This window comes from Bifidobacterium sp. LH_424 (assembly GCF_056356895.1).
This window is the reverse complement of sequence record NZ_JBKEVC010000008.1, coordinates 110979-133495: the sequence shown is the minus strand read 5'-3', so window position 1 is coordinate 133495 and position 22517 is coordinate 110979. Positions and strand designations below refer to the sequence as shown.

The following is a 22517-nucleotide window of genomic DNA, read 5'->3' as shown; positions in this document are numbered from 1 at the left end:
GCACGGCACTTGGCGGATTGCTGTCACGTGATCGACGTCACGTGATCGACGTCACGGCGATTGCGATGAATCGCGACGATCGCGGCCTACAGGCGCTCGAGCAGCTCCTTGACGGCGTCGGCGGCCGGGACGACCACCTTGTTCTCGCCGTCGCGGTCGCGGATCTCGATGGTGCCGTCGTTGACGAAGTCGCGGCCGACCACGGCGATGACGGGCACGCCGATGAGCTCGGCGTCCTTGAACTTGACGCCCGGGGAGACCTTCTTGCGGTCGTCGTAGATGACCTCGACGCCGTTCGCCTCGAGCTCCTCGACCAGCTTCTCGGCACCGTCGAACGCCTCGGCATTCTTGCCGGTGGCGACCACGTGCACCTGGGCGGGGGCGCAGACCTTCGGCCAGGCGAGGCCGCGCTCGTCGTGATGGGTCTCGGCGATGCAGGCGAGCACGCGGGAGACGCCGATGCCGTAGCAGCCCATCCACACGGGGACGGCCTTGCCGTTCTGGTCGAGGACCTTGAGGTCCAGGGCCTTCGAGTATTTGAGACCGAGCTGGAAGACCTGGCCGATCTCGACGCCGCGCTCGAAGCTCAACGGGCCGGAGCCATCCGGGCTCATGTCGCCGTGGCGGACCTCGACGGCCTCGACGGTGCCGTCAGCCTCGAAGTCGCGGCCGTAGACGAGATCGTAGTAGTCGACCTCGTGCTCGTCGGCGCCGGTGAACCAGGCGGAGCCCTTGACCACGTGGGCGTCCACGAAGTAGCGGCACGGGTTCTCGACGCCGGCCTTCTCGGCCTGCGGGCCGAGCACCATCGGTCCGATGTAGCCGAGCACCAGCTCCGGGTGCTTCTTAAGATCGTCCTCGGTGGCCTCCTCGATCTCGGCGGGCGCGAACTGCGCTTCGAGACGCTTCATGTCGACCGTGCGGTCGCCGGGCACGCCGACGACGACGACTTCGCGCCACGGCTCGTCGTGATCCTCGTCCTCGGGGTGCTTGATGGTGATCGCCACGTTCTTGAGGATGTCGGAGGCGGCCCAACCGCGGCCGTCGGCGCGCGGATGGTCGGCGTCGGCGCGCTCGATCATCTTGTCGATGGTCTTCGCGTCCGGAGTGGCCTCCTTGTGCGCGGCCGGGGTGGCGGAGCAGTCGACCTCGGGCAGTTCGGGCGTGTGCAGCGCCTCCACGTTCCACGCCTTGCCGGACGGGGCGAGCGCGAACGTGTCCTCGCCGATCGGCATCGGCGCGAGGAACTCCTCGGACGCGGAGCCGCCCATCGGGCCGGACATCGCGAACACCGGCACGTACTTCAGATCGAGACGCTGGAAGACGCGCTCGTAGGCGCCGCGCTCGTCGTAGTACGCCTTCTTCAGTCCCTCCTCGTCGATGCTGAACGAGTAGGCGTCCTTCATGACGAACTCGCGGCCGCGGATCAGGCCGGCGCGCGGGCGGAACTCGTCGCGGTACTTGGTCTGGATCTGGTAGAGCGTGACCGGCAGGTCCTTGTAGGACGAGTACATGTCCTTGACGAGGAGGGTGAACATCTCCTCGTGGGTCGGGGCCAGCAGATAGTCGGCCTTGTGGCGGTCCTTGAGACGGAAGATGTTGTCGCCGTACTCCTCCCAGCGGTGGGTGGCCTCGTACGGTTCACGCGGCAGCAGGGCCGGGAAGTGCACCTCCTGGGCGCCGATGCCGGCCATCTCCTCGCGGATGATCTCCTCAATCTTGTTGAGGACCTTCAGGCCCAGCGGCAGCCAGGTCCAGATGCCGGGGGCGGCCTTGCGGATGTAGCCGGCGCGCTGCAACAGCTTCGCCGAATCGACGTCGGCGTCGGCGGGGTCCTCGCGCAGCGTGCGCAGGAACAGGGTGGACATACGAAGGGTATTGGAAGTCATGCGCTCCACGATATTCAAATCAACCGACAACACCGACGACAACACCGAACCAGCCGACGGCACCGATTCGACCGATAACACCAAACCAACCGATGACACCGGTTCGACCGCAACTCCGAATCATCCAACGACGCCAAACCAATCGATGCGGCCCCCGGCACCTCATGTCCCACCACCCTTCAGCGCGACTATTCCCGGAAATCAGCCTACTCATCCGGGAATCCTCGCGCTGACGACGTCCCAGCGCAAAGAATCTCGGAAAATCACCGCGTCGGCCGGGAATCCTTGCACTGACACGGGCTCAGCACAACTATTCCCGGACGAAGCCGCATATCTCCGGGAAAAGTTGCGCCGAAACGATAGGAGCGGTCGATTCCGGGGGCCGGACCGGCAGCGGCACCAGCACGGGCACCAACACTGGCAGCAGCGATACCGGCATCGGCATTGGCACCAAGCGGCATCGGCGCTGGCAACGGGCCGTGACGAATCTTGGAATTTCGTCAGCCACGTGGGAGAATGGACGGGGACATGCGAAGGGGACACGCAATGACGCAGCAGCAACCACAACCGGCACCACCGCAATCACCGGCATCACCACAATCACCGGCATCATCGACTCCGACATCGACGCAGCCACCACAATCACCACAATCGTCGCAATCACCGCAATCGACCGCGCGAACGGGCGCGACCGCGCAACCGCCGCACCGGTCCACCGTGCAGACGCTGCTGCTCGCGCTCGGCGTCGCACTCGTCGTCATCGCCGTGTTCGCGTTCGCATGGTTCGCCTACGGACTGCTCGGCGACGTGGGCCGCGCCGCATGCGTGAGCGCGGTAGGCGCAATCGCCGTCGGCGTGGCCGTCGCGCTCACGCCGCGGCTGCGCGTCACCGCAGAAGGCCTCGCATGGGCGGGACTCATCGCGCTCGCCATCGGCGCGATTCTCGTCTCCACGATCAACGAACCGCACATCGCCGGCAAACCCGCATCGTTCATCTGCGGCGCGATGCTGTTCGTCGTCGCGGCGGCGGGGCTCGGACTGCGGCGCATTCCGCTGCCCGGCGGAATGCCGCCGCTGCGCGCGTACTCGCTGTACGCCGTGTTCGCGATGCCGTTCGCCGTGCTGATGATGGCGTACGCGCTGCCCATCGACGACGATCCGCAACGCATCGTCGTCCAATGCGCGCTCGCGGGCGTGACGGCGACGCTGCTCGCCGTCACGTTGCCCGCCGACGCGCGACGGACCATACCCGACTTCGAAGCGATCGCCGCGCTCGTCGTCGCCACGGTGATCCTCGCCTTCGGGTCGATCGAATTCGCGATGGCCACCGACTACGGGCATCTGCTGTGGGGGTCGGCCGCGCTGCTGCCCGTCATGGTCGCCGCGTGGCTGGGCGTGCTCGCCGTCACGTACGTCCGTACGTCGGTGCGCGACGGGCGTCCGCTGCCGACCGGACTGCGGTTCGTGCCGGTCAGCGCGATCATCTGGGTGCTGGCGGTCTCGACCACGCTGGTCCTGCGCATGTTCCCGCTGACCATGCCGTCGGAGACCCGGCGCATGTGGGCGTATCTGCCGGCGATCCTCGTGGCCTCGGCGGCGGCGATCGCCGCGTGCGTGATGCCGGGGCCGCGGGAGGAGGATACGTCTGAGCTTGAGGCGGGCACGCTTGAGGCGGGCACGAGCGCCGGGGCGGAAGCAGCTGGGGCGGGTCTGCCGGCGGCCGGGAAGGATGTGAACGGGACTGACGCGGCCGGGAAGGATGCGACCGGGAAAGGCGCAACTGCCGAGAAGGCTGGCGGCAGGCCGGTCGTGAGTCTGGCGGAACGGGTGGCGGCCGCGTTGAACGGCGCGATCGTGCTGCTCATCATGGTGTGCGGCGAATTCGGACGCGACGGGATTCCGGCGCTCGTGACGGCGATGGCGGCGTTCGTGGGGCTGCTGGCCGCGACGGGATGCGCGTGGATGTGTGCGGCCCGGCCGGCGCGCAGGCTCGAACGGGTGCGGAGGGAGATAGTGACAGGCGGTCTGGAGATGATCGGGGCGAGGCCGGTCGGGCCTGCGCCGACGGCGGGACCGGCGGTTGCGGGACCGGCGGTTGGTGCGATGACGGGGGTGCCGGTCGCAGCGCCTCCGACGGCGGGACCGGCGGCCGGCGCGGTGACGGGGATTCCGGCCCCAGGACCGACGGCCGGCGCGGTGACGGCGCCTCCGGTCGCGGCGCCTCCTGTTCCGGGGGTTCCCGGCGCTGGGGTTCCCGCTTTGCGATACCCCGTGTATCCGGCGAATCCCTATCCAACAAACCACTATCCGGCGGCCGTACATCCGACGGGACCTTATCCGGTGCAGCCTTATCCGGTACAGCCGCATCCGGTCGGGCCATATCAGGCGGCGTCGTATCCGGCGGGCTCATATCCGACTGAACCGTATCCGACCGGACCGTATCCAGCTGAACCGTATCCGGCCGAATCCGGCTTCGCTTCCGCGAATCATCCCGGATATGGACGACCGGCTGCACCGGCGCAACCGATGGCATCACCGCAACCGGCACCATCCCCGCAGTCGGCACCATCCCCGTCTTCGACGGCACCGGTGGCTCCGATGCCGGCTCCGGTACCGGCTCCGATGCCGAATACGCCTCCGATGCCGGCTCCGCAGCCGCAGATGCCCGCACCGCGCACGCTGGCGATGCTCCCGCACCCTCAGCAACCCCAGCAGCCCGTGATCGTGACGAAGGCGCGGGGCGTGGACGTGGCCGGGGCGATCGTCACGGCGTTCGCCGCGCTGGCGACCGTGTTCCTGTTCCTCAACACGCTGATTGCGCCGCGGCCGTATGCGCCGGCCGACCTCATCTGCGGAGCGGTCGGCGTGGGGGCGCTGGCCGTCGGCATCCGCTGGCTGATGGTGTGGCCGCGCGTGCGCAGTTGGACGGCCCTGTGGCCGGCGCTCACCCTGCTCACGGTGCCGTCGCTGCTGGTGAGCTGGACTTCGCCGCTGTCGTTCCCGAGGGCGCTCATCCTGTTCGGCATCGCGCTGGGCATGCTGCTGTGGGGTGCGCTGCGCGGGCTTCAGGCACCGCTCATTTACGGCACGGCGGTGCTGGTGGTGCACATGATCACCGTGCTGTGGCCGTGGCTGGCCGTGTTCTCCCGCCAGTTCTGGTGGGTGTGGCTGCTGATCGGCGGCGTGGTGCTCATCGTGGCGGCCGCCCGCTACGAGGCGAGCCTGCGGACGATGCGGACCCTCGCCGTCCGCATCAGCCAGCTGCGGTAGGGGCCGGCGGGACCAAGCGCCAATCGTCACGTGAATGCATCACACGAATGTGCATGATCGAGGTGGTGATGTGCATGGTCGAGAGGCGAATGTGTATGGTTCGGGCATCAATGTGCATGATTCAGCCGGTGATGTGTAGCTCGCATGCGCCAACGTGTAGGGTGTGGTGCTGAAGACCGCCGTTCCCGGCACGGAATGGGCAACGGAAAAGCCCGGAATTCCGCCGAAATAGGTGTCGGCTCATCAGACCTTTCGTCGGATCTTCAGGGCCATGCCGCACAGGTTCATCCCGGAATCCTACAGGTTCGGCTATGAACCATGCACATTCGTCGCAGCACCATGCACGTTCGTAGCAAACCATGCACGTACACAGCAAAACCATGCACGATACCTGCCCCCTCTCGGCCCGCACCGAAGATTCTTCTGATTCCTCTTCGCCCCTCCCGTTGCGGCCATAGCGGCCGAGGAAGCGATACCCCGCGGCGGTTTCGACACGAAGCGCCTGGATTCACTGTCCGGAGAAAAACCACCCCGACGAACCTAGAATGGGATGGGGGTGGTCGATATGACACAGCCGAAAGTGTCGAAAGCACAAGCGAATCGTATCCGTCCGGCGGCGGTGGCGGGCGCGTTCTACCCGGCCGACCGCGTGGTGCTGAAGCGGATGCTCGACCGTCAACTCGAGTACGGGCGCGAACTCGTCGCGAAGCTCGCCGGCGCGGATGCCGGCGCGCCTGTGACGGCGAGCGCGGCAAAATCCCCGGTCACGGGCACGGACGCAGGAGCGACAGCCCCGGTCTCGTTGCCGCAGGGAGCGACCCCGTTGCCGCATGGCGCGCCGAAGGCGGTGATCGTACCGCACGCCGGCTACGTGTACTCCGGTACGACGGCGGCGCTCGCCTATGCGCTGCTCGAACGTGGGCGTGGTCGCATCACGCGCGCGGTGATCGTCGGGCCGACACATCGTGTGGCGGTGCGCGGCGTCGCGGCCCCGAGCGCCGACGCGTTCGCCACACCACTCGGCGTGGTTCCCATCGATACCGCGTCGGAGAAGCGCGCGTTGGGACTCGCGCCAGACGATGCATCCGCCGAGCCGCTGACCTCCGGCATGCGCGCCACACCTGGAGCCCCCGCTCCGGCCCTGATCGTGAACGATCCGACGCATGCGCGCGAGCATGCGGTCGAGGTGCAGATCCCGTTCCTGCAGACCGTGCTCGGCCCGGATATCGAGATCGTGCCCCTGAACGCAGGCGATGCGAGCCCGCGCGAGGTGGGCGACGTGCTGCGCGCCCTGTGGGGCGGCCCGGAGACGGTGATCGTGATCAGCTCCGATTTGTCGCATTACCATCCGCAGGAGTACGCGCGGGCGTTGGATGACGCGACCATCGACGCGATCGGGCGGCTTGACGGACCGATCCGCCCGGACCGCGCGTGCGGCGCGTATCCGGTCAACGGCCTGTTGGATGTGCTGACGCGCGGGCTGGCTCCGGCGGCAGGCGGTCCGGCCGGCTCTTCGGCAGGCGGTCCGGCCGGTACCGCCAAGACGTCTTCGCCGTTCACGTTGCGGCTGCTTGGCCGGTCCACATCCGGCGATGACGGCGTGGTCGCGATCGCGGGCGAGGAACGCCCGGCGATGCGGAATCCCGATGAGGCGGTGGTCGGCTACGCGTCGTTCGCCGTGTGGGAGAACGACGAACCGCGCGGCGACACTCACGCCGACACCGATGATGCCGCCATCGTCGACGTGGGCGACTCCGCCACCGTCCATGCCGACGACGCCCATACCGACGATCCGCGCGGCAACGTGCTGTTGCGGTTGGCACGGGCGGCGATCCGCGAGCATCTCGGATTGGATGGAGAACCGGACATGGCCACCGCTTCGGAGGATTCCGTGACGTCGATCATCGCCGCGCACCCGTGGTTGGACGAGCCGGGCGCGAGCTTCGTCACGTTGACTGAGGGCGGCGAGTTGCGCGGGTGCATCGGCGCGTTGGAGGCGCATCAGCCGCTCGGCCGCGACGTCGCCGAGCATGCGGTGGATGCGGCGATCCATGATCCGCGCTTCTTCCCGGTCGTCGCGGAGGAGTATCCGCTGCTCGACGTGGAGGTGTCCGTGCTGTCGAAGCCGGAGCCAATCGTCGTCGTGACGCCCGAATGGCGGCGCGGCGACGACGGGCGCATGGTCGCCGTCCCGTCGGAGCATCCGGTGCGCTCGCGCAACGAGTTGGAGCGCGCGTTGCGTCCCGGCAAGGACGGTCTCGTCCTCACCGAACGGGATGGGCGACGTCGCGCCACGTTCCTGCCGCAGGTGTGGGAGCAGCTGCCGAATCCGCATGATTTCGTCGCGCATCTGCTCGCCAAGGCCGGCCTCGACGCCGCGCTCGACTGGCGCGACGGCGAGATCGTCTGCGAGCGCTACGAGGTGACCGCCTATGCCGACCACTGACCAAGTCCGGGGCACCTCCGAATCCCCCACATCCCCCGCCACAACCGATCCCGCCCTCGGCCGTTGGCAGACCCGCTTCACCGACGGCACCGACCGCGCGCGTTGCGAGCTGTGCCCGCGTCGGTGCGTGTTGAAGCCCGGCCAGCGCGGATTCTGCTTCGTGCGCTCGAATCACGGCGGCGCGATCTATTCGGACACGTACGGCCGCAGTTCCGGGTTCGCCGTGGACCCGGTGGAGAAGAAGCCGCTCAACCATTTCCACCCGGGTTCGAGCGTCCTGAGTTTCGGCACGGCGGGTTGCAATTCGGCGTGCCGGTTCTGCCAGAACTGGGATATCTCGCGTGCGCGTGACTTCGACCGTCTGGGTGTGGAGGCGTCGCCGGAGAGGATCGCGGCAGTCGCGGCCGACCGCGGCATCGGTTCGGTGGCGTTCACGTACAACGATCCGATCGTGTTCGCCGAGTATGCGATCGACACGGCGTGGGCGTGCCGGGAGCGCGGCGTCCACCCGATCGCGGTGACCGCCGGCTATATGGCCGCGCCGGCCCGCCCCGACTTCTACGCGGCGATGGACGCGGCGAACATCGATCTGAAGGGCTTCACCGAGGAGTTCTATTGGAAGGTGACCGGCACGCACCTGAAGGACGTGCTCGACACGATCGACTATGCGGTGAACGAGGCGCGCACGCCGGACGGCCGTCACGTGTGGGTGGAGTTGACGACGCTGCTCCTCCCCGGTCTCAACGACGACGACGCGCAGTTGCATGCGGAATGCGCGTGGATCCGCGAAACGCTCGGCCCGGACGTCCCGTTGCATTTCTCGGCGTTCCACCCGGCGTGGAAGATGACCGACGTGCCTCCCACGCCGCACGCGACGCTCACGCGCGCGCGGTGCATCGCGATGGATGAGGGATTGCGGTACGTGTACACCGGCAACGTGCACGACCGTGAGGGCGACACCACGTTCTGCCCGAATCCGGATTGCCGCGCCCCGCTCGTGGTCCGCGACTGGTACCGCATCATCAGAAACCGGCTGGGCGATACGGGCGGTACCACCGACACTACCGTCACCGCCCGCTGCCCCGACTGCGGCACCCCGATCGCCGGCCGTTGGTGAACCCGACGGGCGCCGGCGCTTACTGCACGTCGTTGAGGCCGTAGGCGACGGAGCCCGGTTGGATATCGCCGGCGAGCAACGTGTCCACGGTGACGATGTGGTATCCCTTCGCCTCCAGCCCCTTGATAATCCCCGGCAGAGCCTTCACGGTCTCGGGGTTCCCGTCGCGCAGGGAGATGATCGAGCCGGAGTAGACGCCGTCGAGCGTGCGCTTCTCGATCTCGGCAGCGTCGAGCTTGCCCCAGTCGCCCGAGTCCACGCCCCACAGGATCATCGCCTGCCCGTTCGCCTTGGCTTGGTCGCGCAACGTGTCACTCCACGCGCCGTCCGGCGGCCGGAACAGCGTGACCGGCTTGCCGGAAGCCGACGAGATCACCGAATCGGTGTCCTTGAACCATTTGGCGAGCTGACTGGCAGGCATCGCGTGCATCTGCGTGTGCCGCCATGACATCGATCCGACGCTGTGCCCTTCGGCGGCCATGCGCCCCACGAGCTTCACGTTCGACCCGCTGACGAACTGCCCCTGCAGGAAGAACGTGGCGGGCACGCCGGCCGCCTTCAAGGCGTCGAGCACCTTCGGCGTGGTCTGCTTGTTCGGCCCGTCGTCGAAGGTGAGGGCCACGCAGTCGGTGAAATGGCAGTCGAGCGGCATCAGCGCGATCACCTTGGCCGTCGCCTCGCTCAACGGCTGGATCTGCTCGTTCACGGCGTCGCTTTCGTTGGACGGCGTCGTGTCGAGCACGGCCTGCGCCGTGTCGATCGCGTTCTTGAGCGTGCCGCGCGCCGTCTCGTCCGCTTTGCCCGCGGACCGGTCGTAGGCGAGTTTTCCGCGCGCGATGAGCGTCGTCAACTGTTTGCGCGCATCCTGCGCGTTCAATCCGTCCTTCATCTGTTCGAGCGTGTCCGCGTCGTAGCGGATGGAGATGAGCCCGTCGGCCATGGCGCTCGCCGCGGCCGCGTACCGGTCGCCGAGCGCGGCGATGTCGGCGGTGTGCGCGTCCGCCGCGCAATCCTGTTTGGCGGGAGCGGTCACGTCGGCGTCGTGCATGTTGTCCATCTGCTGTTGGAGCCGGTCGCGTGACTCGCTGCCGGTGATCGACGCCGTGTCCTTGAGCAGCGCGGCGGCCTGCCGTGCGACGGGCGTGTAGCCGGTGAGCGTCTCCGTGTATTGCGCGCGTTCCCGGCGGCAGTAGGCGAGCGCGGACGCGTGGTTGCGCGCGTTGAGGTCGAGGATCGAGCGGGTGACGGCCACGCCGGCGAACACCACGCCCGCCGCGAACACGGCGACGAGCGCGGCGACGAGCGGCTTCGGCCGACGCCGCGCCGCCGCGGTTCCGCCGTCACCGATGCCCGTCACGGGTGCGTCCGTACCCGTACCGTTTGCGCCCGGCGAGTCGGTCGCGTCCGGAGTCGTGCCGTCGTCATACGGTTCCGCGGCGTCGTCACCGAGCTCGCGGAACATATCGTCCGCATCGTCGTCCGCTTCATCGTCCGTGACGTCGCCGTGTTCGATGTCGATTCGTACGTCATCCGCGTCGTCGATGTGCTTGTCGTCCGCCATGACACCCTCCTCCGCGATGATTCCTCATCCCATTGTCCCACACGATGCGCGAGGCGGGCGGATTGGTACCCCACCCGCGTCAACGAACGTGGACGACACAGGTTCGTTCCCCTGTCATCATGACTCGTTCCACGGTTTTCCACGGGAAAACACGGACGGATGCGGAGGGAACCGCGGCAGTCCGGGAGGGAACCGCGACCAATCCGGAGGGTGCCGTGGCAGATCGGAAGCGAGCGGTCGCCATTCCGCCGCATTCTCGTTTGGCAGGGGTGCTTCCCCATCGTTCTCCGGAGACAACTTGCGTATGAGGGGTACCTGAGGGTGCCTCATCGAGGTGCATTACGACCATTGCGGCACCTGCGCCCCGGATAAACCTTGATCAAGTACCCCTCGTAACGCAGATGGCAGTCCGGAACAGTGAGAATGCACCCCTGTCAAGCGAGAAAGAGAAGCCCGGCTCCAGACATGTCCTCCAAACCCACCCCTGCATGCCGAAATGCGAAGAACCCGTTACGGGCACGGCAGCCGAAGGCGGTCAGAAGAGCGCGGCCTGGGCGAATTCGTCGCCGGGGGCGGCTCCCCCGGGCACGCCGCCCGGCCCGAATCCGTCGTCGGAGCCGGCGCCCGGCTTGAACGCGACGGCACCCTGCCCGGCGAGCAGGTCGGAGGCGGCGGCGGACGCCTCCCTGAGGTCGCCATCCAAGGCGACCGCGTCGGGCGAGACCGTGAACATGCGGTTGTTGACGCCTTCGAGATACAGTCCGTCGAGCGATTCGACGCGGGAGAGCGCCACGTAGCCCATGCCGGGCGCGAACGTGTGTTTCAGATCCATGACGGCTCGGTCGAGCGTCATCCCCTGCGACTTGTGGATCGTGATGCCCCACGCGCAGCGCAACGGCACCTGCGAGACGGAGGCGAGCACGGTGTCGCCGTCCATCATCTCCCACGTGGCGGGTTTCATCGTGACGATGTTGCCGTTCTCGAATGCGACAATCGGCCAGCCGCCCTTGTTCTCGTTCGCGAAGCCGCGCACGGTGCCGAGCGAGCCGTTCACGAACTGGCGGTCGGCGTCGTTGCGCAGGGCCATGACGGCCGCGCCCTCCTTGAGCACGAGCCGTTCGGGGGCGAGCATGTTGCGTTTGAGCCGTTCGACGAGGTTCGCCGGTCCCGCCTGCTCGGCGTGGAACTCGTGGCTGTCGAGCATGATGCTCGCGAGCCGCAGGTCGTTGAGGTTGTCGGCCTGCCGGTTCACGGGGAACAGGTGCGTGGCGACGACGCCCGGTTCGGGCGCGACGCCGAGCCTGGTGACGAGCGCGTCACGGTCGGCGTCGTCGACGCGGCTTTCGCGGATGTGTGTGAGCACGGTGAGCAGGCGGCCGTCGTCCTGGCGATGCTGTTCGGTCAGATAGCAGACGACCGGGTCGAGCTCCGGCCAGACCAATGATTCGGTGGCGAAACCCTCCGGGTTGAGTCCGGCGCGCGCGTAGCGTTCGCGCGACGCCGTAAACTCGGGGCTCGGCGGGATCACGTCGCGGTTGCGGCCGGACACGGAGACGGGCGGCAGTTGGAAGAAATCGCCGGAGAGCACGACCTGCAGGCCGCCGAACGGGCGCGGATCGCGACGTATCTCACGGCACACCTGGTCGACCATGTCGAACAGCCACGCGTGCAGCATCGACACCTCGTCGATGACGAGCACGTCGGTCGCCTGGATCTTGCGCCTGCGCCGCGTCTTGATGGTTTTGAGCAGTTTCGCGTCGAGCACGTTGGCGAGGCCCACGCCGCTCCACGAGTGGATGGTCTGCCCGTCGACGTGCGTGGCGGCGATGCCGGTCGAAGCGGTCACGGCGACGCTCGCGCCGTCCGCGCGGGCCTGGCGGATGAACTCGTTCAACGCGTACGTCTTGCCCGCGCCGGGCGCGCCCGTCAGGAACACGTTCGCCCCGGCGTTCAGAATCGCCAACGCCTCCGACTGTCGCATATGTCCTGCGCCGCTCGGTTACTCGGACTGGGCGTTGAGACTGGTGGCGACGATCTCGTCGCGGATGCGCGCGGCTTCGGCGGCGTCCGGGCCGGGGGCGGCGGCCATGACGGCGGCGCGGTAGTAGCGCAGCTCGTCAAGCGATTCGATGATGTCCGCCAGGGCGCGGTGGCCGCCGTTCTTCGGCGGACGGTTCTCGTACACGGCCGGATACCAGCGGCGGGCGAGCTCCTTGAACGTGCTCACGTCGATGCTGCGGTAGTGCAGGTGGCTCATCAGGTTCGGCATGTAATGGTCGAGGAACTTCTTGTCGCTTCCGATCGTGTTGCCGGCGAGCAGCGGCTTGACGCCGTCCGGCGTGAATCGCAGCACGTATTCGGTGACCTTCTTCTCGGCCTCTTCGAGACTGAGGCCGTGCTCCCACTCGTTGATGAGTCCGGAGCGGGTGTGCATCTGGCGCACGAAATCGTTCATGTGCGCCGCGGCCTTGTCGCTCGGCTTGATGACGTAGTCGACGCCCTCGTCGAGCACGTTGAGGTCGAAATCGGTGGGGACGACGGACACTTCGACGAGCTCGTCGCCGCCGAAGATGTCGAGTCCGGTCATCTCGCAATCGATCCAGATGAGGCGGGAACCCTCCGCCGTGTACGTCTCCGCGTCATGCGCGTCCACCATCATGTGCCTCTTTCCTAGTTAGCCTATGCCTGAGCAGAACAGTACAGACTATACCGCGCAACGGACGGCCGGCCGTCGTCGCCCATCGCCCATAGCCCCCGTCTCGGCACAAGAAATCCCGGAAATCATCCCCATCATCCGGGAATAGCTGCGCTGACGTGGCGGCAGCACAATCATTCCCGGACGAGTGGGTTAATCTCCGGGAATAGTTGCGAACCTCCGGGAATACTTGCGCTGACCGCCTCCCAGCACAAGAAATCCCGGACGACAGGCAAAAAGGCGTGGGCCCCGCCGGTTGGAAACGGCGGGGCCCACTGTTGGAAAGGGAATGAAGGGAAGTGTGGTCTCTCCCGCGGCCCGTTCCTGACGGGCCGTAGGAGAAGTATGGGGCCTCTCCCGTGGCCCGCCGGAGCGGACCGCGGAAGTCGATGCGTGTTACTTGACGCGCTTGATGCCGAGGACGGCGATCGCGGCGATCGCGGCCATGGCGATGGCGGTCGGGAACACGAAGTTGTAGGAGCCGGTGGCGGCGACGATGCTGGAGGTGATCGCCACGCCGATGGCCTGGCCGGCGCAGGTGGCGATGTTCATGAAGCCGAGGTCCTTGCCCGCGGTCTCCTTGTTCGGCAGGACGTCCACGTTCAGCGCCTGGTCGACGGACAGGTACATGCCGTAGCCGAAGGAGGCGATGCCGCCGAAGAGGAACATGCCCATCTCGGTCGGGAAGATCCATGGCATGGCCAGACCGATGGCGAACACGGCGCAGGCGACGGCAATCGGGGCCTTGCGGCGGTGGAGAGCATCGGCGATCGGGCCGGAGATCAGGGAGGCGATGAGGGAGGCGACCATGGTGAGCGTGGAGATGACCACCATGGCGTTGGCGGCCTGCTTGTCGGTGTCGTGGATGTGGTCGGTCAGGATGTACAGCTGGTAGCTGAAGATCATCTGGTAGGCGACGATGAGGCAGGTGCGGCAGATGAACGCGCGGTAGAAGTCGCCGCAGTTCTTGAGCGGCGGGGTAAGGGATTCGAGGATGACCTTGCCCATGGACTTGGAGGTGTCCTTCGGGGCGTCCTTGCTGGACGGTTCCTTCGGGGTGAGGAACACGGCGAGCAGGCCGGCGGCGAGGGCGCACAGGCCGGTGCAGATGAAGCCGACCTCGACGTTCTCCATGAAGCGGGAGCCGATGAGCGTGCCGATGCCCTGGCCGATCACGCCGCCGCCGCCGATGGCCGCGGAGACGGTCGCACGGTTGGATTCCTCGACGCGGTCGGAGATGAGGGCGTAGATCGGGGCCTGCACCATGTTGAGGCCGACGAGGGCGAGCACGTAGAAGATGCCGATGAGGACGGCGGTGGACGGGCGGCTCAGCGACCAGAAGCAGACGCCGTAGATGAACGCGCCGGTGAAGATCCACGGGGTGCGCTTGCCCCACTTGCTGCGGGTACGGTCGGACAGCGCGCCGATGAACAGGGCGATGAAGATCGAGGCGATGGAGCCGGCGGAGTTGATCGCGCCGAGGGCGGCGGTCGACTCGACGGCGCCCATGCCGAGGTCCGCACGCAGTCGCTGCGGGACCAGCACGGACATCGTGCCGAAGAAGGCGACGCCGGAGAGGACGGCGAAGGCCATGAAGCCGGCGACGTAACGCCACTTCTCTGCCGGAGTGTTGCGGATCGGAGCCGCGCTTGCTGTTGTCATTGTTCTTTCCTTTTTCTCTGCGTTGAGTTTTGGGTAAGTCTGTGAGGGGGCCAAGAGAGGGGTCAGGCGAGCTGGATCCAGGCGGAGGTGTCCTGGGGGAGCTTGCCGTCGTCGGTCAGCGGGCCGGAGGTGAGGAGCACCTCACCGGCGGGCAGGTCGACCGGGTCGGCGCCGAAGTTGGTGATCGACGCCCAGCCGTTGGCTCGCTTGTAGGCGATCGTGCCGCCGGTGAAGCCGTTCGCGCCGTCCGGCTTGCCCGTGGAGCGGTCCTCGGGCAGCCATTCGAGGCTCAGGTCGTTGGTCTGCAGCTTGTGGCGCAGGGCCAGCGTGCGGCGGTACAGGTTGAGCATCGAGTCCGGATCGGCGGCCTCGGCGTCGGCGGCGAAGTCCTTGTACCACGCCGGCTGGGGCAGGTGGGCTTCCTCGGCCGGGGTGCCGTCGGCCTTGGTGGCCGGGGTGAAGCCGTAGGAGTTCGCCGGGTCGGCCGTCCACGGCAGCGGCACGCGGCAGCCGTCGCGGCCCTTGGTGGACGCGGCCTGCGAGGTGCGGTGGCCGGACGGGTCCTCGACGCGGTCCCACGGGATGTCGGCCACTTCGAACAGGCCGAGCTCCTCGCCCTGGTAGACGTAGGCGGAACCGGGCAGCGCCATCTCCATGAGAATCGCGGCGCGGGCGCGCTTGGTGCCAAGCGCCTTGTCGAGCGGGTAGGTGGTGCCGTCGCGCAGCACCCAGTCCTTGGCGAGCTGGTGGTATTCGCTGGTCGGCACCTGCGGCAGGCCGTAGCGGGTGGCGTGGCGCACCACGTCGTGGTTGCTCATCACCCACGTGGCGGAGGAGCCGGAGCGTTCGGCGCTTTCGATGCCCTCCTCGATGGCCTGGTGCATGTTGTCGCGGATCCAGTCCTTCTTGGCGAACTCGAAGTTGAAGATCTGGCCGAGGTCGTCCGGGCTGGCGTACAGGTACTGGCGGTTGGGCTGCACCCACGCCTCGGCGACGGCGAACGCCGGCGGGTTGTACTCGTTGAAGACCTTGCGCCACTCGTGGTAGATCTCGTGGACCTCGTCGCGGTCGATGACCGGGTGGGATCCGTCGTCCGGCTGGTCGGAGGTGCACCACACGACGTAGTTGTCGAGGTCGTCGCGGTCGAGGTCCTTGGCGAGGCCGTGGGCGACGTCCACGCGGAAGCCGTCGGCGCCGTGGTCGAGCCAGAAGCGCAGGGTCTTGAGGAAGTCCTCGCGCACCTCGCGGTTGTTCCAGTTCCAGTCGGGCTGCTCCTTGGTGAACATGTGCAGGTACCACTGGCCGTCGGGCACGCGGGTCCAGGCCGGGCCGCCGAAGTGGTTCTCCCAGTTGCTGGGAGGGATGTCGCCGTTCGGGCCCTTGCCGTCGCGGAAGATGTAGCGGTCGCGCTCCGGGGAGCCGGGAGCCGCGGCGAGCGCCTCCTGGAACCACGGGTGCAGGTTGGAGCTGTGGTTGGGGACGATGTCGACGACGACCTTGATGTTCCGCTCATGAGCGGCCTTGGCGAGCGCGTCGAAGTCGTCCATGGTGCCGAGCTTCGGGTCGACGTTGCGGTAGTCGTCCACGTCATAGCCGCCGTCGGCGAGCTGGGAGGGGTAGAACGGGCTGAGCCAGATGGCGTCGACGCCGAGGTCGGCGAGATAATCGATCTTCTCGGTCACGCCGGCGATCTGACCGAGGCCCTCGCCCTTGGTGTCCTTGAAGGAGCGCGGATAGACCTGATACACGACCGCCTGCTTCCACCACAGGGCGGGATCGGTGGCTTCGACCATGTGTTCCTCCTTGAATACAAACGCTTGCATGCAAGCGTTTCAACATGTTCTTCGTTTTCGTGACTATTGCATGATAACGCTTGCACAACGAAATGCAAAACGGGCTGCAATCGGCGTGTCGAACGGGTTCGACATTGACGGGAAATGGCTGATTTGCAATACTGCAAGCGCTTTTATATAATTCCGGTAAAAGCGCTTGAAACGCGTGGAGTATCGTAGTAACGGCGTCAATCCGAAGGTGGACGACGGCGTGGCCGCGGTACCGGCGCACCGTCGATGGATTCGCAGTCGAACATCAACAACGGTATGCGGTGGGACCGCGGGATGGCCGACGACGCCCGACGGTACGGACGATCACACGACAAGGAGGGACGGCTATGCCCGGCCAACAGACGGCGAGGACGACGATCGCGGACGTGGCGAAGGAGGCGGGCGTCTCCGTATCCACCGTATCGCGCGCGCTCAGAGGCCTCGACAAGGTCAATCCGGACACGCGCGCCCGCGTCGAGGCCGCCGCCGAGAAGCTTCGCTTCACCTTCTCGAAGACCGCCTCGTCGCTGGCGAGCGGCAAGTCGATGCGCGTGGCCGTGCTGCTGCCCAACGAGATCAACAGCTGGTTCAACTCGAACACCTTCGAAGGCGTGTACGAGGTGCTGTCGACCGAAGGCTACGACGTGGTCCCCTACGTGATGTGGGAGGAGGCCGACCTCAACCGCTTCTTCCACACGCTGCCCGGCACGCAGAACTTCGACGCGGTCATCATCACCTCGTTCATCCTCGACGAGCGCCAGCGCGAGTTCCTCGACACGCTCACCATCCCGATGGTCGGCATCAACGTGCCCTCCACCGAAGGCTTCGACGCGTCCATCCGCATCGACGACGACGCGGCCATGCACGCCGTCGTGCGTCTGCTGCGCTCGCTCGGCCACGAGTCGATCGCCTACGTCGAGCAGCCGGTGCAGCCCTCGCCGTTCACGTGCAGCGACGCGGTGCGCATGGACGGCTTCCTCGACGCCGCCGAACAGCAGGGCTACGACGAGGAGCACATCCTCACGATCCCCTCGCTCTCCCGTCTCGGCGACGACGGCGACGAGGAGGCGCAGGAGTCGGTCGGCGGCGAGACGGCCGCGATCTCCGGCATCGCCGCGCAGCTCGTCGGCGCGATGAGCCGTCCCACCGGCATCTGCGTCGAGAACGACCGGTGCGCGGTCCTGCTGCTCAAGGAGCTGCGACGGCTCGGCTGGCGCATCCCCGAGGAGGTGTCGCTCGTCGGCTTCGACGGCGACAACGTCGGCGACGTCGTCGACCTGACCACCGTGCGCCAGAATCCGGTGCAGCTCGGACGCGCCGCCGCCGGCAAGGCGCTCGCGCTCATGCGCGGCGACGAGCCGGACGAGGCGCACACGGTGGCGCCGACGTCGCTGCTCATGCGCGCGACCACGGCGCGGCTCACGGCGTGAGCGCGTGGCCGCGCGCGTGACGCGACGACGCATGGACGGCGCGACGACGCCGCTCCCCCGAAACGCGACGTGGGGTCCCACCCGAAACGGTGGGACCCCACGTCATGCGTTATACGCTACCCGACTGAACGCGCCGATCAGTTGGCGTGGAAGCCGGAGTAGTTCGGCGCCTCGGCCGTCATCACGATGTCGTGCGGGTGCGACTCGCGCAGGCCGGCGTCGGTGATGCGGATGAAGCGGCCCTTCTCGGCCATCTCGCCGATGTTGTGGGCGCCGATGTAGAACATCGACTGGTGCAGACCGCCGAGCATCTGGTAGAGCACGGCGTTGAGCGGTCCGCGGTACGGGACCTCGCCCTCGACGCCCTCCGGCACGACCTTGTCGTTGGAGGTGACGTCGGCCTGGAAGTAGCGGTCCTTGGAGTAGGACTTCTTGCCGCGCGGGGCCATCGCGCCGAGGGAGCCCATGCCGCGGTACAGCTTGTACTGCTTGCCGTGCAGGAGCACCTTCTCGCCCGGGGCCTCCTCGCAGCCGGCGAGGGTGCCGCCGAGCATCACGGAGGACGCGCCGGCCACGAGGGCCTTGGCGATGTCGCCGGAGTAGTGGATGCCGCCGTCGGCGATGCAGGGCACGCCGGCCGCACGGCAGGCCTGGGCGGCCTCGTACACGGCGGTGAGCTGCGGGACGCCGACGCCGGCGACCACGCGCGTGGTGCAGATGGAGCCCGGTCCGATGCCGACCTTGACGGCGTCGGCGCCGGCGTCGATCATCGCCTGCGCGCCGGAACGGGTGCCGACGTTGCCGCCGATGATCTGCACGCCGTCGAAGGCGGAATCATGCTTGAGGCGGGAGATCATGTCGAGGGCGAGACGGGCCTCGCCGTTCGCGGTGTCGACGACGAGCACGTCGACACCGGCCTCCATCAGGGCGGAGGCGCGCTGCCAGGCGTCGCCGAGGAAGCCGACGCCGGCGGCGACGCGCAGGCGGCCCTGCTCGTCCTTGGTGGCGTCCGGGTACTGCTCGGTCTTGACGAAGTCCTTCACGGTGATCAGGCCGGTCAGGTGGCCTTCGGCGTCGACGAGCGGCAGCTTCTCGACCTTGTGCTTGGCGAGCAGGTCGTGCGCGTCCTCCTTGGAGATGTTGGACGGGCCGGTGATGAGGTTCTCGCGGGTCATGACGTCCTTGACCTTGAGGTGGTCGTAGTCCTCGGACGCGATGAAACGCATGTCACGGTTGGTGATGATGCCGACGAGCTTGTTGTCCTTGTCGACGACCGGCAGGCCGGAGATGTGGAACTTGCCGCACAGCTTGTCGAGGTCGGCGAGGGTGACGTCCGGGTTCACGGTCAGCGGGTCGGTGATCATGCCGGACTCGGAGCGCTTGACGACGTCGACCTGGGCGGCCTGGTCGTCGATGGAGAGGTTGCGGTGCAGCACGCCGATGCCGCCGTTGCGGGCCATGGCGATGGCCATCTCGGACTCGGTCACGGTGTCCATGGCGGCGGAGAGGACCGGGGCCTTCATCGTGATCTTGCGGGTCAGATGGGTGGTGGTGTCCACCTCGGAGGGAATGACGTCCGTCTCGTTCGGCAGCAGCAGGACATCGTCATAGGCGAGGCCGAGCTTGGCGAAGATCGGAGGGAGCGGAGCGTACGCGGACTGCGCGTTCATATCGGGGTTTGTAGCCATGCGTCCACTATAAGAACGTGGGGTGACGTAATACACAATCCTGCGTTATGCGGGCGTTCCGCCACGCCGTGGGCGGAGTGGGCGGAGTAGGCGGAGTGGGCGGAGGCCCGGCGAGGCGTGGGGACGCCTCACTTGCCGGATTCCCCGTCCTCGTCCGGGTCGCCGATGGCGATGCGCCCGGAGGCGTGCTCGGCCCTGGCGACCGCGTCGCGCGCGTTCTCCTCCATGATCTCCGGCAGGCGGCGTTTCAGGTACGGGTACATCGTGGCGACGGCGAGCACCGCGCCCACGACGGCCATGCCGACGGCCACATGCCACGCCTTGAAGAACAGGATCATCAGCGAGCCGAACGAGATGAGCGCGGCCCACGACCACAGGATCGCGACGGCGCCGCGCACGCTGTGGCCGATGCGCAGCATGCGGTGGTGCAGGTGCATGCGGTCGGGGTGCATCGGCGACTGGCCCTTCGCGAGCCTGCGCACGATCGCCAGACACATGTCGAGCACGGGCAGGAACAGCACGAGGATCGGCAGCAGGATCGGCATGAACACGGGCAGGTACATGCTCGTGTGCACGGAGGCCGGGTCGATGCGGCCGGTCATCACGATCGACGCGCAGGTGATGAGATAGCCGAGCAGCATCGAACCGGAATCGCCCATGAACAGCTTCGCCGGATGCCAGTTGTGCAGGATGAATCCGACGCAGATGCCGACAAGCGCCACGTCGATGAGCGTCGCCATCGAGGCGTAGGAGGGCGACGTGCGCGCGAGGATGTACGAGTAGATCGCGAACGCGATGCCGCCGATCGCGACGATGCCGGAGGCGAGGCCGTCGAGGCCGTCGACGAAGTTGACCGCGTTGATCGACGCGACGATGAGGAACGCGGTGATCGCCATCGACAGGCTCGGCGAGGCGGTGACGAGCGAGCCTAGCGGCAGGGAGATGATCTGCAGACCGCCCCATGCGACGAACACGGAGATGAGCAGCTGCCCGGCGAGCTTGAGCATCCAGTCGAGGTCCCACAGGTCGTCGGCCATGCCGAGCAGGCAGATCATGACCGCGCCGGCGAGCACGACCCACGGCAGGTGGCTGCCCTGGAACAGGCCCTGGATGAAGCTGATGTGGCTGGCGAACAGCATGGCGACGGCGAAGCCGAGCATCATGCCGAGGCCGCCCATGCGCGGCGTCGGGATCGTGTGGACGTCGCGGGCGCGCACCTCGCCGACCGCGCCGATCTCGATCGCCACATGGCGGATCAGCGGGGTGAGCAGGTACGTGGCGCCGCCGGCGATGGCGGCGATGAACAGGTAGATCCTCATGCGCCGAGTCCTCCACCGTTGACGTGCAGCGCGGCGCGGATCTCGGACTGGCCGATCACGCCCTCGCGCAGGATGGCGATGCCGTCGCGCTCGTGCGGATCGGCGGCGACGACGGTGCTGGAGACGTGGCCGGGCGTCGAACCGCCGTCGAGATACAGGGCGACGGCGTCGCCGAACGCCTCGACGGCCTCGTGCACGCTCTGCGCGCTTTCGTCGCCGGACAGGTTCGCGCTGGACGCGGCGAGCGGGCCGGTGGCCTTGAGGATGCGCAGCGTGAGTGCCGAGTTCGGCACGCGGATGCCCTGCGTGCCGTCCTTGGCGACGGTCTTCAGCGTGCAGCCTTCGCGCGCGACGGCGATCGGCGAGAACGCGCCGGGCAGGAAACGAGCGGACAGACGGTTGAGCGGGGCGGGCAGGTCGAGGCCGATCTCGTCGAGCTGGTCGGTGCCGGCGAGCAGCACCTGCAGGGCCTTGAAGCGCGGGCGGCGCTTGAGCTCGTAGATGCGGTCGATGGCACGGGTCGAACGCGGATCGCCGGCGATCCCGTACACCGTGTCCGTGGGGATGACCACCAGTCCGCCGTCCTTCACGATGGCCGCCGCCTCGCGCAGCGCATCGTCGTCGATCGCACGAATCTCACTCATCGAACGCCTCCTGAAACCTGTCTGACACAATCCATCATTGCACCATCGCACCTCGACCGCCACATATGACCCGTTATGTACGGTCGTACATCTAAGCTGAATCGCAACCACGCGACATCCGTAACGCAAAGGAGCATCATGACCGACGTCACCACCGATGACAACGTTTCCAACGATTCCGCCGCATCTTCCGCCGCATCCGACTCCCCCGTCTTCGCGGTCCCGCCCGTCGAACTGCCGACGCCGCGCCGCTCCGAACGCGAGGAGATGCTCGACGGCAGACTGTACGACGCCTCCGACCCGGAACTCGACGAACTGCGCCGCAAGGCCGGCGACCTGTGCACCCGCTTCAACGCGACCTCCCGCCACGACGACGCGACGCGCGCCGCGATCCTCGACGAACTGCTGCCCGGCCACGGCGCGAACCTCGACGTGATGGGCCCCGTCTTCTTCGACTACGGTTGCCACACGCGAATCGGCGACCGCGTGTTCGCGAACTTCAACTTCACCGTGCTCGACTGCGCGCCGGTCACGATCGGCGACGACGTGCTGTTCGGCCCGAACGTCTCCCTGCTGCCGCCGATGCACCCGCTTCGCTGGCAGGACCGCAACGTGCGCACGCGCGAGGACGGCTCCAGCTACGACTACGAATACGGCGAGCCGATTCGGATCGGCTCGAACTGCTGGTTCGGCGGCAACGTGACCGTGCTCGGCGGCGTGACGATCGGCGACGGCTGCGTGATCGGCGCCGGTGCGGTCGTCACCAAGGACATCCCCGCGAACTCGGTCGCCGTCGGCAACCCGGCCCGCGTGATCAAGACGATCACCGACAAGGACGCCAGCGTGTACCAGGACTACTGCCGGGCGTGACGTCGGATTCGGCCCCCTCTGACGAGGGGGCTCCCGGCGAAGCCGGGTGGGGGAGAGACAGGAGCGGCCGCAGGTCGCGGGAGACAAGGCATCGGCCGAGGGC

General features: G+C 67.3%; 15 protein-coding genes. 5 read left to right on the top strand and 10 right to left on the bottom strand.

The window, feature by feature from the left end; all coding sequences use genetic code 11:
- Positions 1-86 precede the first annotated feature (86 nt).
- Positions 87-1889 carry a proline--tRNA ligase gene (locus AC1AYP_RS07825; protein WP_476547387.1) on the bottom strand — a complete coding sequence of 601 codons (1803 nt, stop codon included), beginning with the start codon at positions 1887-1889 and terminating at the stop codon, positions 87-89.
- Between the two features lie 310 nt (positions 1890-2199).
- Positions 2200-2553, bottom strand: a complete 354-nt coding sequence (locus tag AC1AYP_RS07820; protein WP_476547386.1) for a hypothetical protein — start codon at positions 2551-2553, stop codon at positions 2200-2202.
- Positions 2554-2606: 53 nt separating this feature from the next.
- Between AC1AYP_RS07820 and AC1AYP_RS07815 the strand changes: the two genes are divergently transcribed.
- From AC1AYP_RS07815 to amrS, 3 genes are all read left to right on the top strand, one after another.
- Positions 2607-5159 (top strand): DUF3824 domain-containing protein, encoded by a 2553-nt coding sequence (locus tag AC1AYP_RS07815; RefSeq protein ID WP_476547384.1) that lies wholly within the window; start codon positions 2607-2609, stop codon positions 5157-5159.
- Between the two features lie 565 nt (positions 5160-5724).
- Positions 5725-7605: an AmmeMemoRadiSam system protein B gene (amrB, locus tag AC1AYP_RS07810; RefSeq protein ID WP_476547382.1), complete on the top strand. Its 1881-nt coding sequence runs from the start codon at positions 5725-5727 to the stop codon at positions 7603-7605.
- Complete coding sequence (amrS, locus tag AC1AYP_RS07805; RefSeq protein WP_476547380.1) at positions 7592-8722, top strand: AmmeMemoRadiSam system radical SAM enzyme; 1131 nt, start codon at positions 7592-7594, stop codon at positions 8720-8722. The genes amrB and amrS overlap by 14 nt, the downstream gene beginning before the upstream one ends.
- A gap of 19 nt (positions 8723-8741) precedes the next feature.
- Here the strand turns inward: amrS and AC1AYP_RS07800 are convergent, their stop codons facing one another.
- The 5 genes from AC1AYP_RS07800 to AC1AYP_RS07780 all read right to left on the bottom strand — a co-directional run bounded on the left by AC1AYP_RS07800 (position 8742) and on the right by AC1AYP_RS07780 (position 16433).
- Positions 8742-10283 carry a polysaccharide deacetylase family protein gene (locus AC1AYP_RS07800; RefSeq protein WP_476547378.1) on the bottom strand — a complete coding sequence of 514 codons (1542 nt, stop codon included), beginning with the start codon at positions 10281-10283 and terminating at the stop codon, positions 8742-8744.
- A gap of 535 nt (positions 10284-10818) precedes the next feature.
- On the bottom strand, positions 10819-12264 hold the full coding sequence (locus tag AC1AYP_RS07795; protein ID WP_476547376.1) for a DEAD/DEAH box helicase: 1446 nt from the start codon (positions 12262-12264) through the stop codon (positions 10819-10821).
- Between the two features lie 18 nt (positions 12265-12282).
- On the bottom strand, positions 12283-12939 hold the full coding sequence (orn, locus tag AC1AYP_RS07790; RefSeq protein WP_476547410.1) for an oligoribonuclease: 657 nt from the start codon (positions 12937-12939) through the stop codon (positions 12283-12285).
- Positions 12940-13374: 435 nt separating this feature from the next.
- On the bottom strand, positions 13375-14640 hold the full coding sequence (locus AC1AYP_RS07785) for an MFS transporter (protein WP_476547375.1): 1266 nt from the start codon (positions 14638-14640) through the stop codon (positions 13375-13377).
- A 62-nt stretch (positions 14641-14702) separates the two neighbouring features.
- A complete protein-coding gene (locus tag AC1AYP_RS07780) occupies positions 14703-16433 on the bottom strand; it encodes a glycoside hydrolase family 13 protein (RefSeq protein WP_476547373.1) in 1731 nt (576 codons plus the stop codon).
- Between the two features lie 377 nt (positions 16434-16810).
- On the opposite strand from AC1AYP_RS07780, the gene AC1AYP_RS07775 reads away from it, so the two are divergent.
- A complete protein-coding gene (locus AC1AYP_RS07775) occupies positions 16811-17893 on the top strand; it encodes a LacI family DNA-binding transcriptional regulator (RefSeq protein WP_476547371.1) in 1083 nt (360 codons plus the stop codon).
- A 137-nt stretch (positions 17894-18030) separates the two neighbouring features.
- Here the strand turns inward: AC1AYP_RS07775 and guaB are convergent, their stop codons facing one another.
- The 3 genes from guaB to AC1AYP_RS07760 all read right to left on the bottom strand — a co-directional run bounded on the left by guaB (position 18031) and on the right by AC1AYP_RS07760 (position 21544).
- Entirely contained in the window at positions 18031-19581 is a 1551-nt protein-coding gene (guaB, locus tag AC1AYP_RS07770; RefSeq protein ID WP_476502501.1) for an IMP dehydrogenase, read from the bottom strand.
- 128 nt (positions 19582-19709) lie between these two features.
- On the bottom strand, positions 19710-20900 hold the full coding sequence (locus AC1AYP_RS07765; RefSeq protein WP_476531434.1) for an MraY family glycosyltransferase: 1191 nt from the start codon (positions 20898-20900) through the stop codon (positions 19710-19712).
- Entirely contained in the window at positions 20897-21544 is a 648-nt protein-coding gene (locus AC1AYP_RS07760) for an L-threonylcarbamoyladenylate synthase (protein WP_476502503.1), read from the bottom strand. Before AC1AYP_RS07760 ends, AC1AYP_RS07765 begins: the two co-directional genes overlap by 4 nt.
- A 267-nt stretch (positions 21545-21811) precedes the next feature.
- Between AC1AYP_RS07760 and AC1AYP_RS07755 the strand changes: the two genes are divergently transcribed.
- Positions 21812-22414 carry a sugar O-acetyltransferase gene (locus tag AC1AYP_RS07755; RefSeq protein ID WP_476502538.1) on the top strand — a complete coding sequence of 201 codons (603 nt, stop codon included), beginning with the start codon at positions 21812-21814 and terminating at the stop codon, positions 22412-22414.
- Positions 22415-22517: the final 103 nt, after the last annotated feature.

What these genes read in the sequence shown, in the direction of transcription:
- AC1AYP_RS07780 (WP_476547373.1), bottom strand. Translation starts at nt 16,433, where the DNA reads ATGGTCGAAGCCACCGATCCCGCCCTGTGGTGGAAGCAGGCGGTCGTG.
- guaB (WP_476502501.1), bottom strand. Translation starts at nt 19,581, where the DNA reads ATGGCTACAAACCCCGATATGAACGCGCAGTCCGCGTACGCTCCGCTC.
- AC1AYP_RS07800 (WP_476547378.1), bottom strand. Translation starts at nt 10,283, where the DNA reads ATGGCGGACGACAAGCACATCGACGACGCGGATGACGTACGAATCGAC.
- AC1AYP_RS07765 (WP_476531434.1), bottom strand. Translation starts at nt 20,900, where the DNA reads ATGAGGATCTACCTGTTCATCGCCGCCATCGCCGGCGGCGCCACGTAC.
- amrS (WP_476547380.1), top strand. Translation starts at nt 7,592, where the DNA reads ATGCCGACCACTGACCAAGTCCGGGGCACCTCCGAATCCCCCACATCC.
- AC1AYP_RS07825 (WP_476547387.1), bottom strand. Translation starts at nt 1,889, where the DNA reads ATGACTTCCAATACCCTTCGTATGTCCACCCTGTTCCTGCGCACGCTG.
- AC1AYP_RS07775 (WP_476547371.1), top strand. Translation starts at nt 16,811, where the DNA reads ATGCCCGGCCAACAGACGGCGAGGACGACGATCGCGGACGTGGCGAAG.
- AC1AYP_RS07760 (WP_476502503.1), bottom strand. Translation starts at nt 21,544, where the DNA reads ATGAGTGAGATTCGTGCGATCGACGACGATGCGCTGCGCGAGGCGGCG.
- AC1AYP_RS07785 (WP_476547375.1), bottom strand. Translation starts at nt 14,640, where the DNA reads ATGACAACAGCAAGCGCGGCTCCGATCCGCAACACTCCGGCAGAGAAG.
- amrB (WP_476547382.1), top strand. Translation starts at nt 5,725, where the DNA reads ATGACACAGCCGAAAGTGTCGAAAGCACAAGCGAATCGTATCCGTCCG.
- orn (WP_476547410.1), bottom strand. Translation starts at nt 12,939, where the DNA reads ATGGTGGACGCGCATGACGCGGAGACGTACACGGCGGAGGGTTCCCGC.
- AC1AYP_RS07795 (WP_476547376.1), bottom strand. Translation starts at nt 12,264, where the DNA reads ATGCGACAGTCGGAGGCGTTGGCGATTCTGAACGCCGGGGCGAACGTG.
- AC1AYP_RS07755 (WP_476502538.1), top strand. Translation starts at nt 21,812, where the DNA reads ATGCTCGACGGCAGACTGTACGACGCCTCCGACCCGGAACTCGACGAA.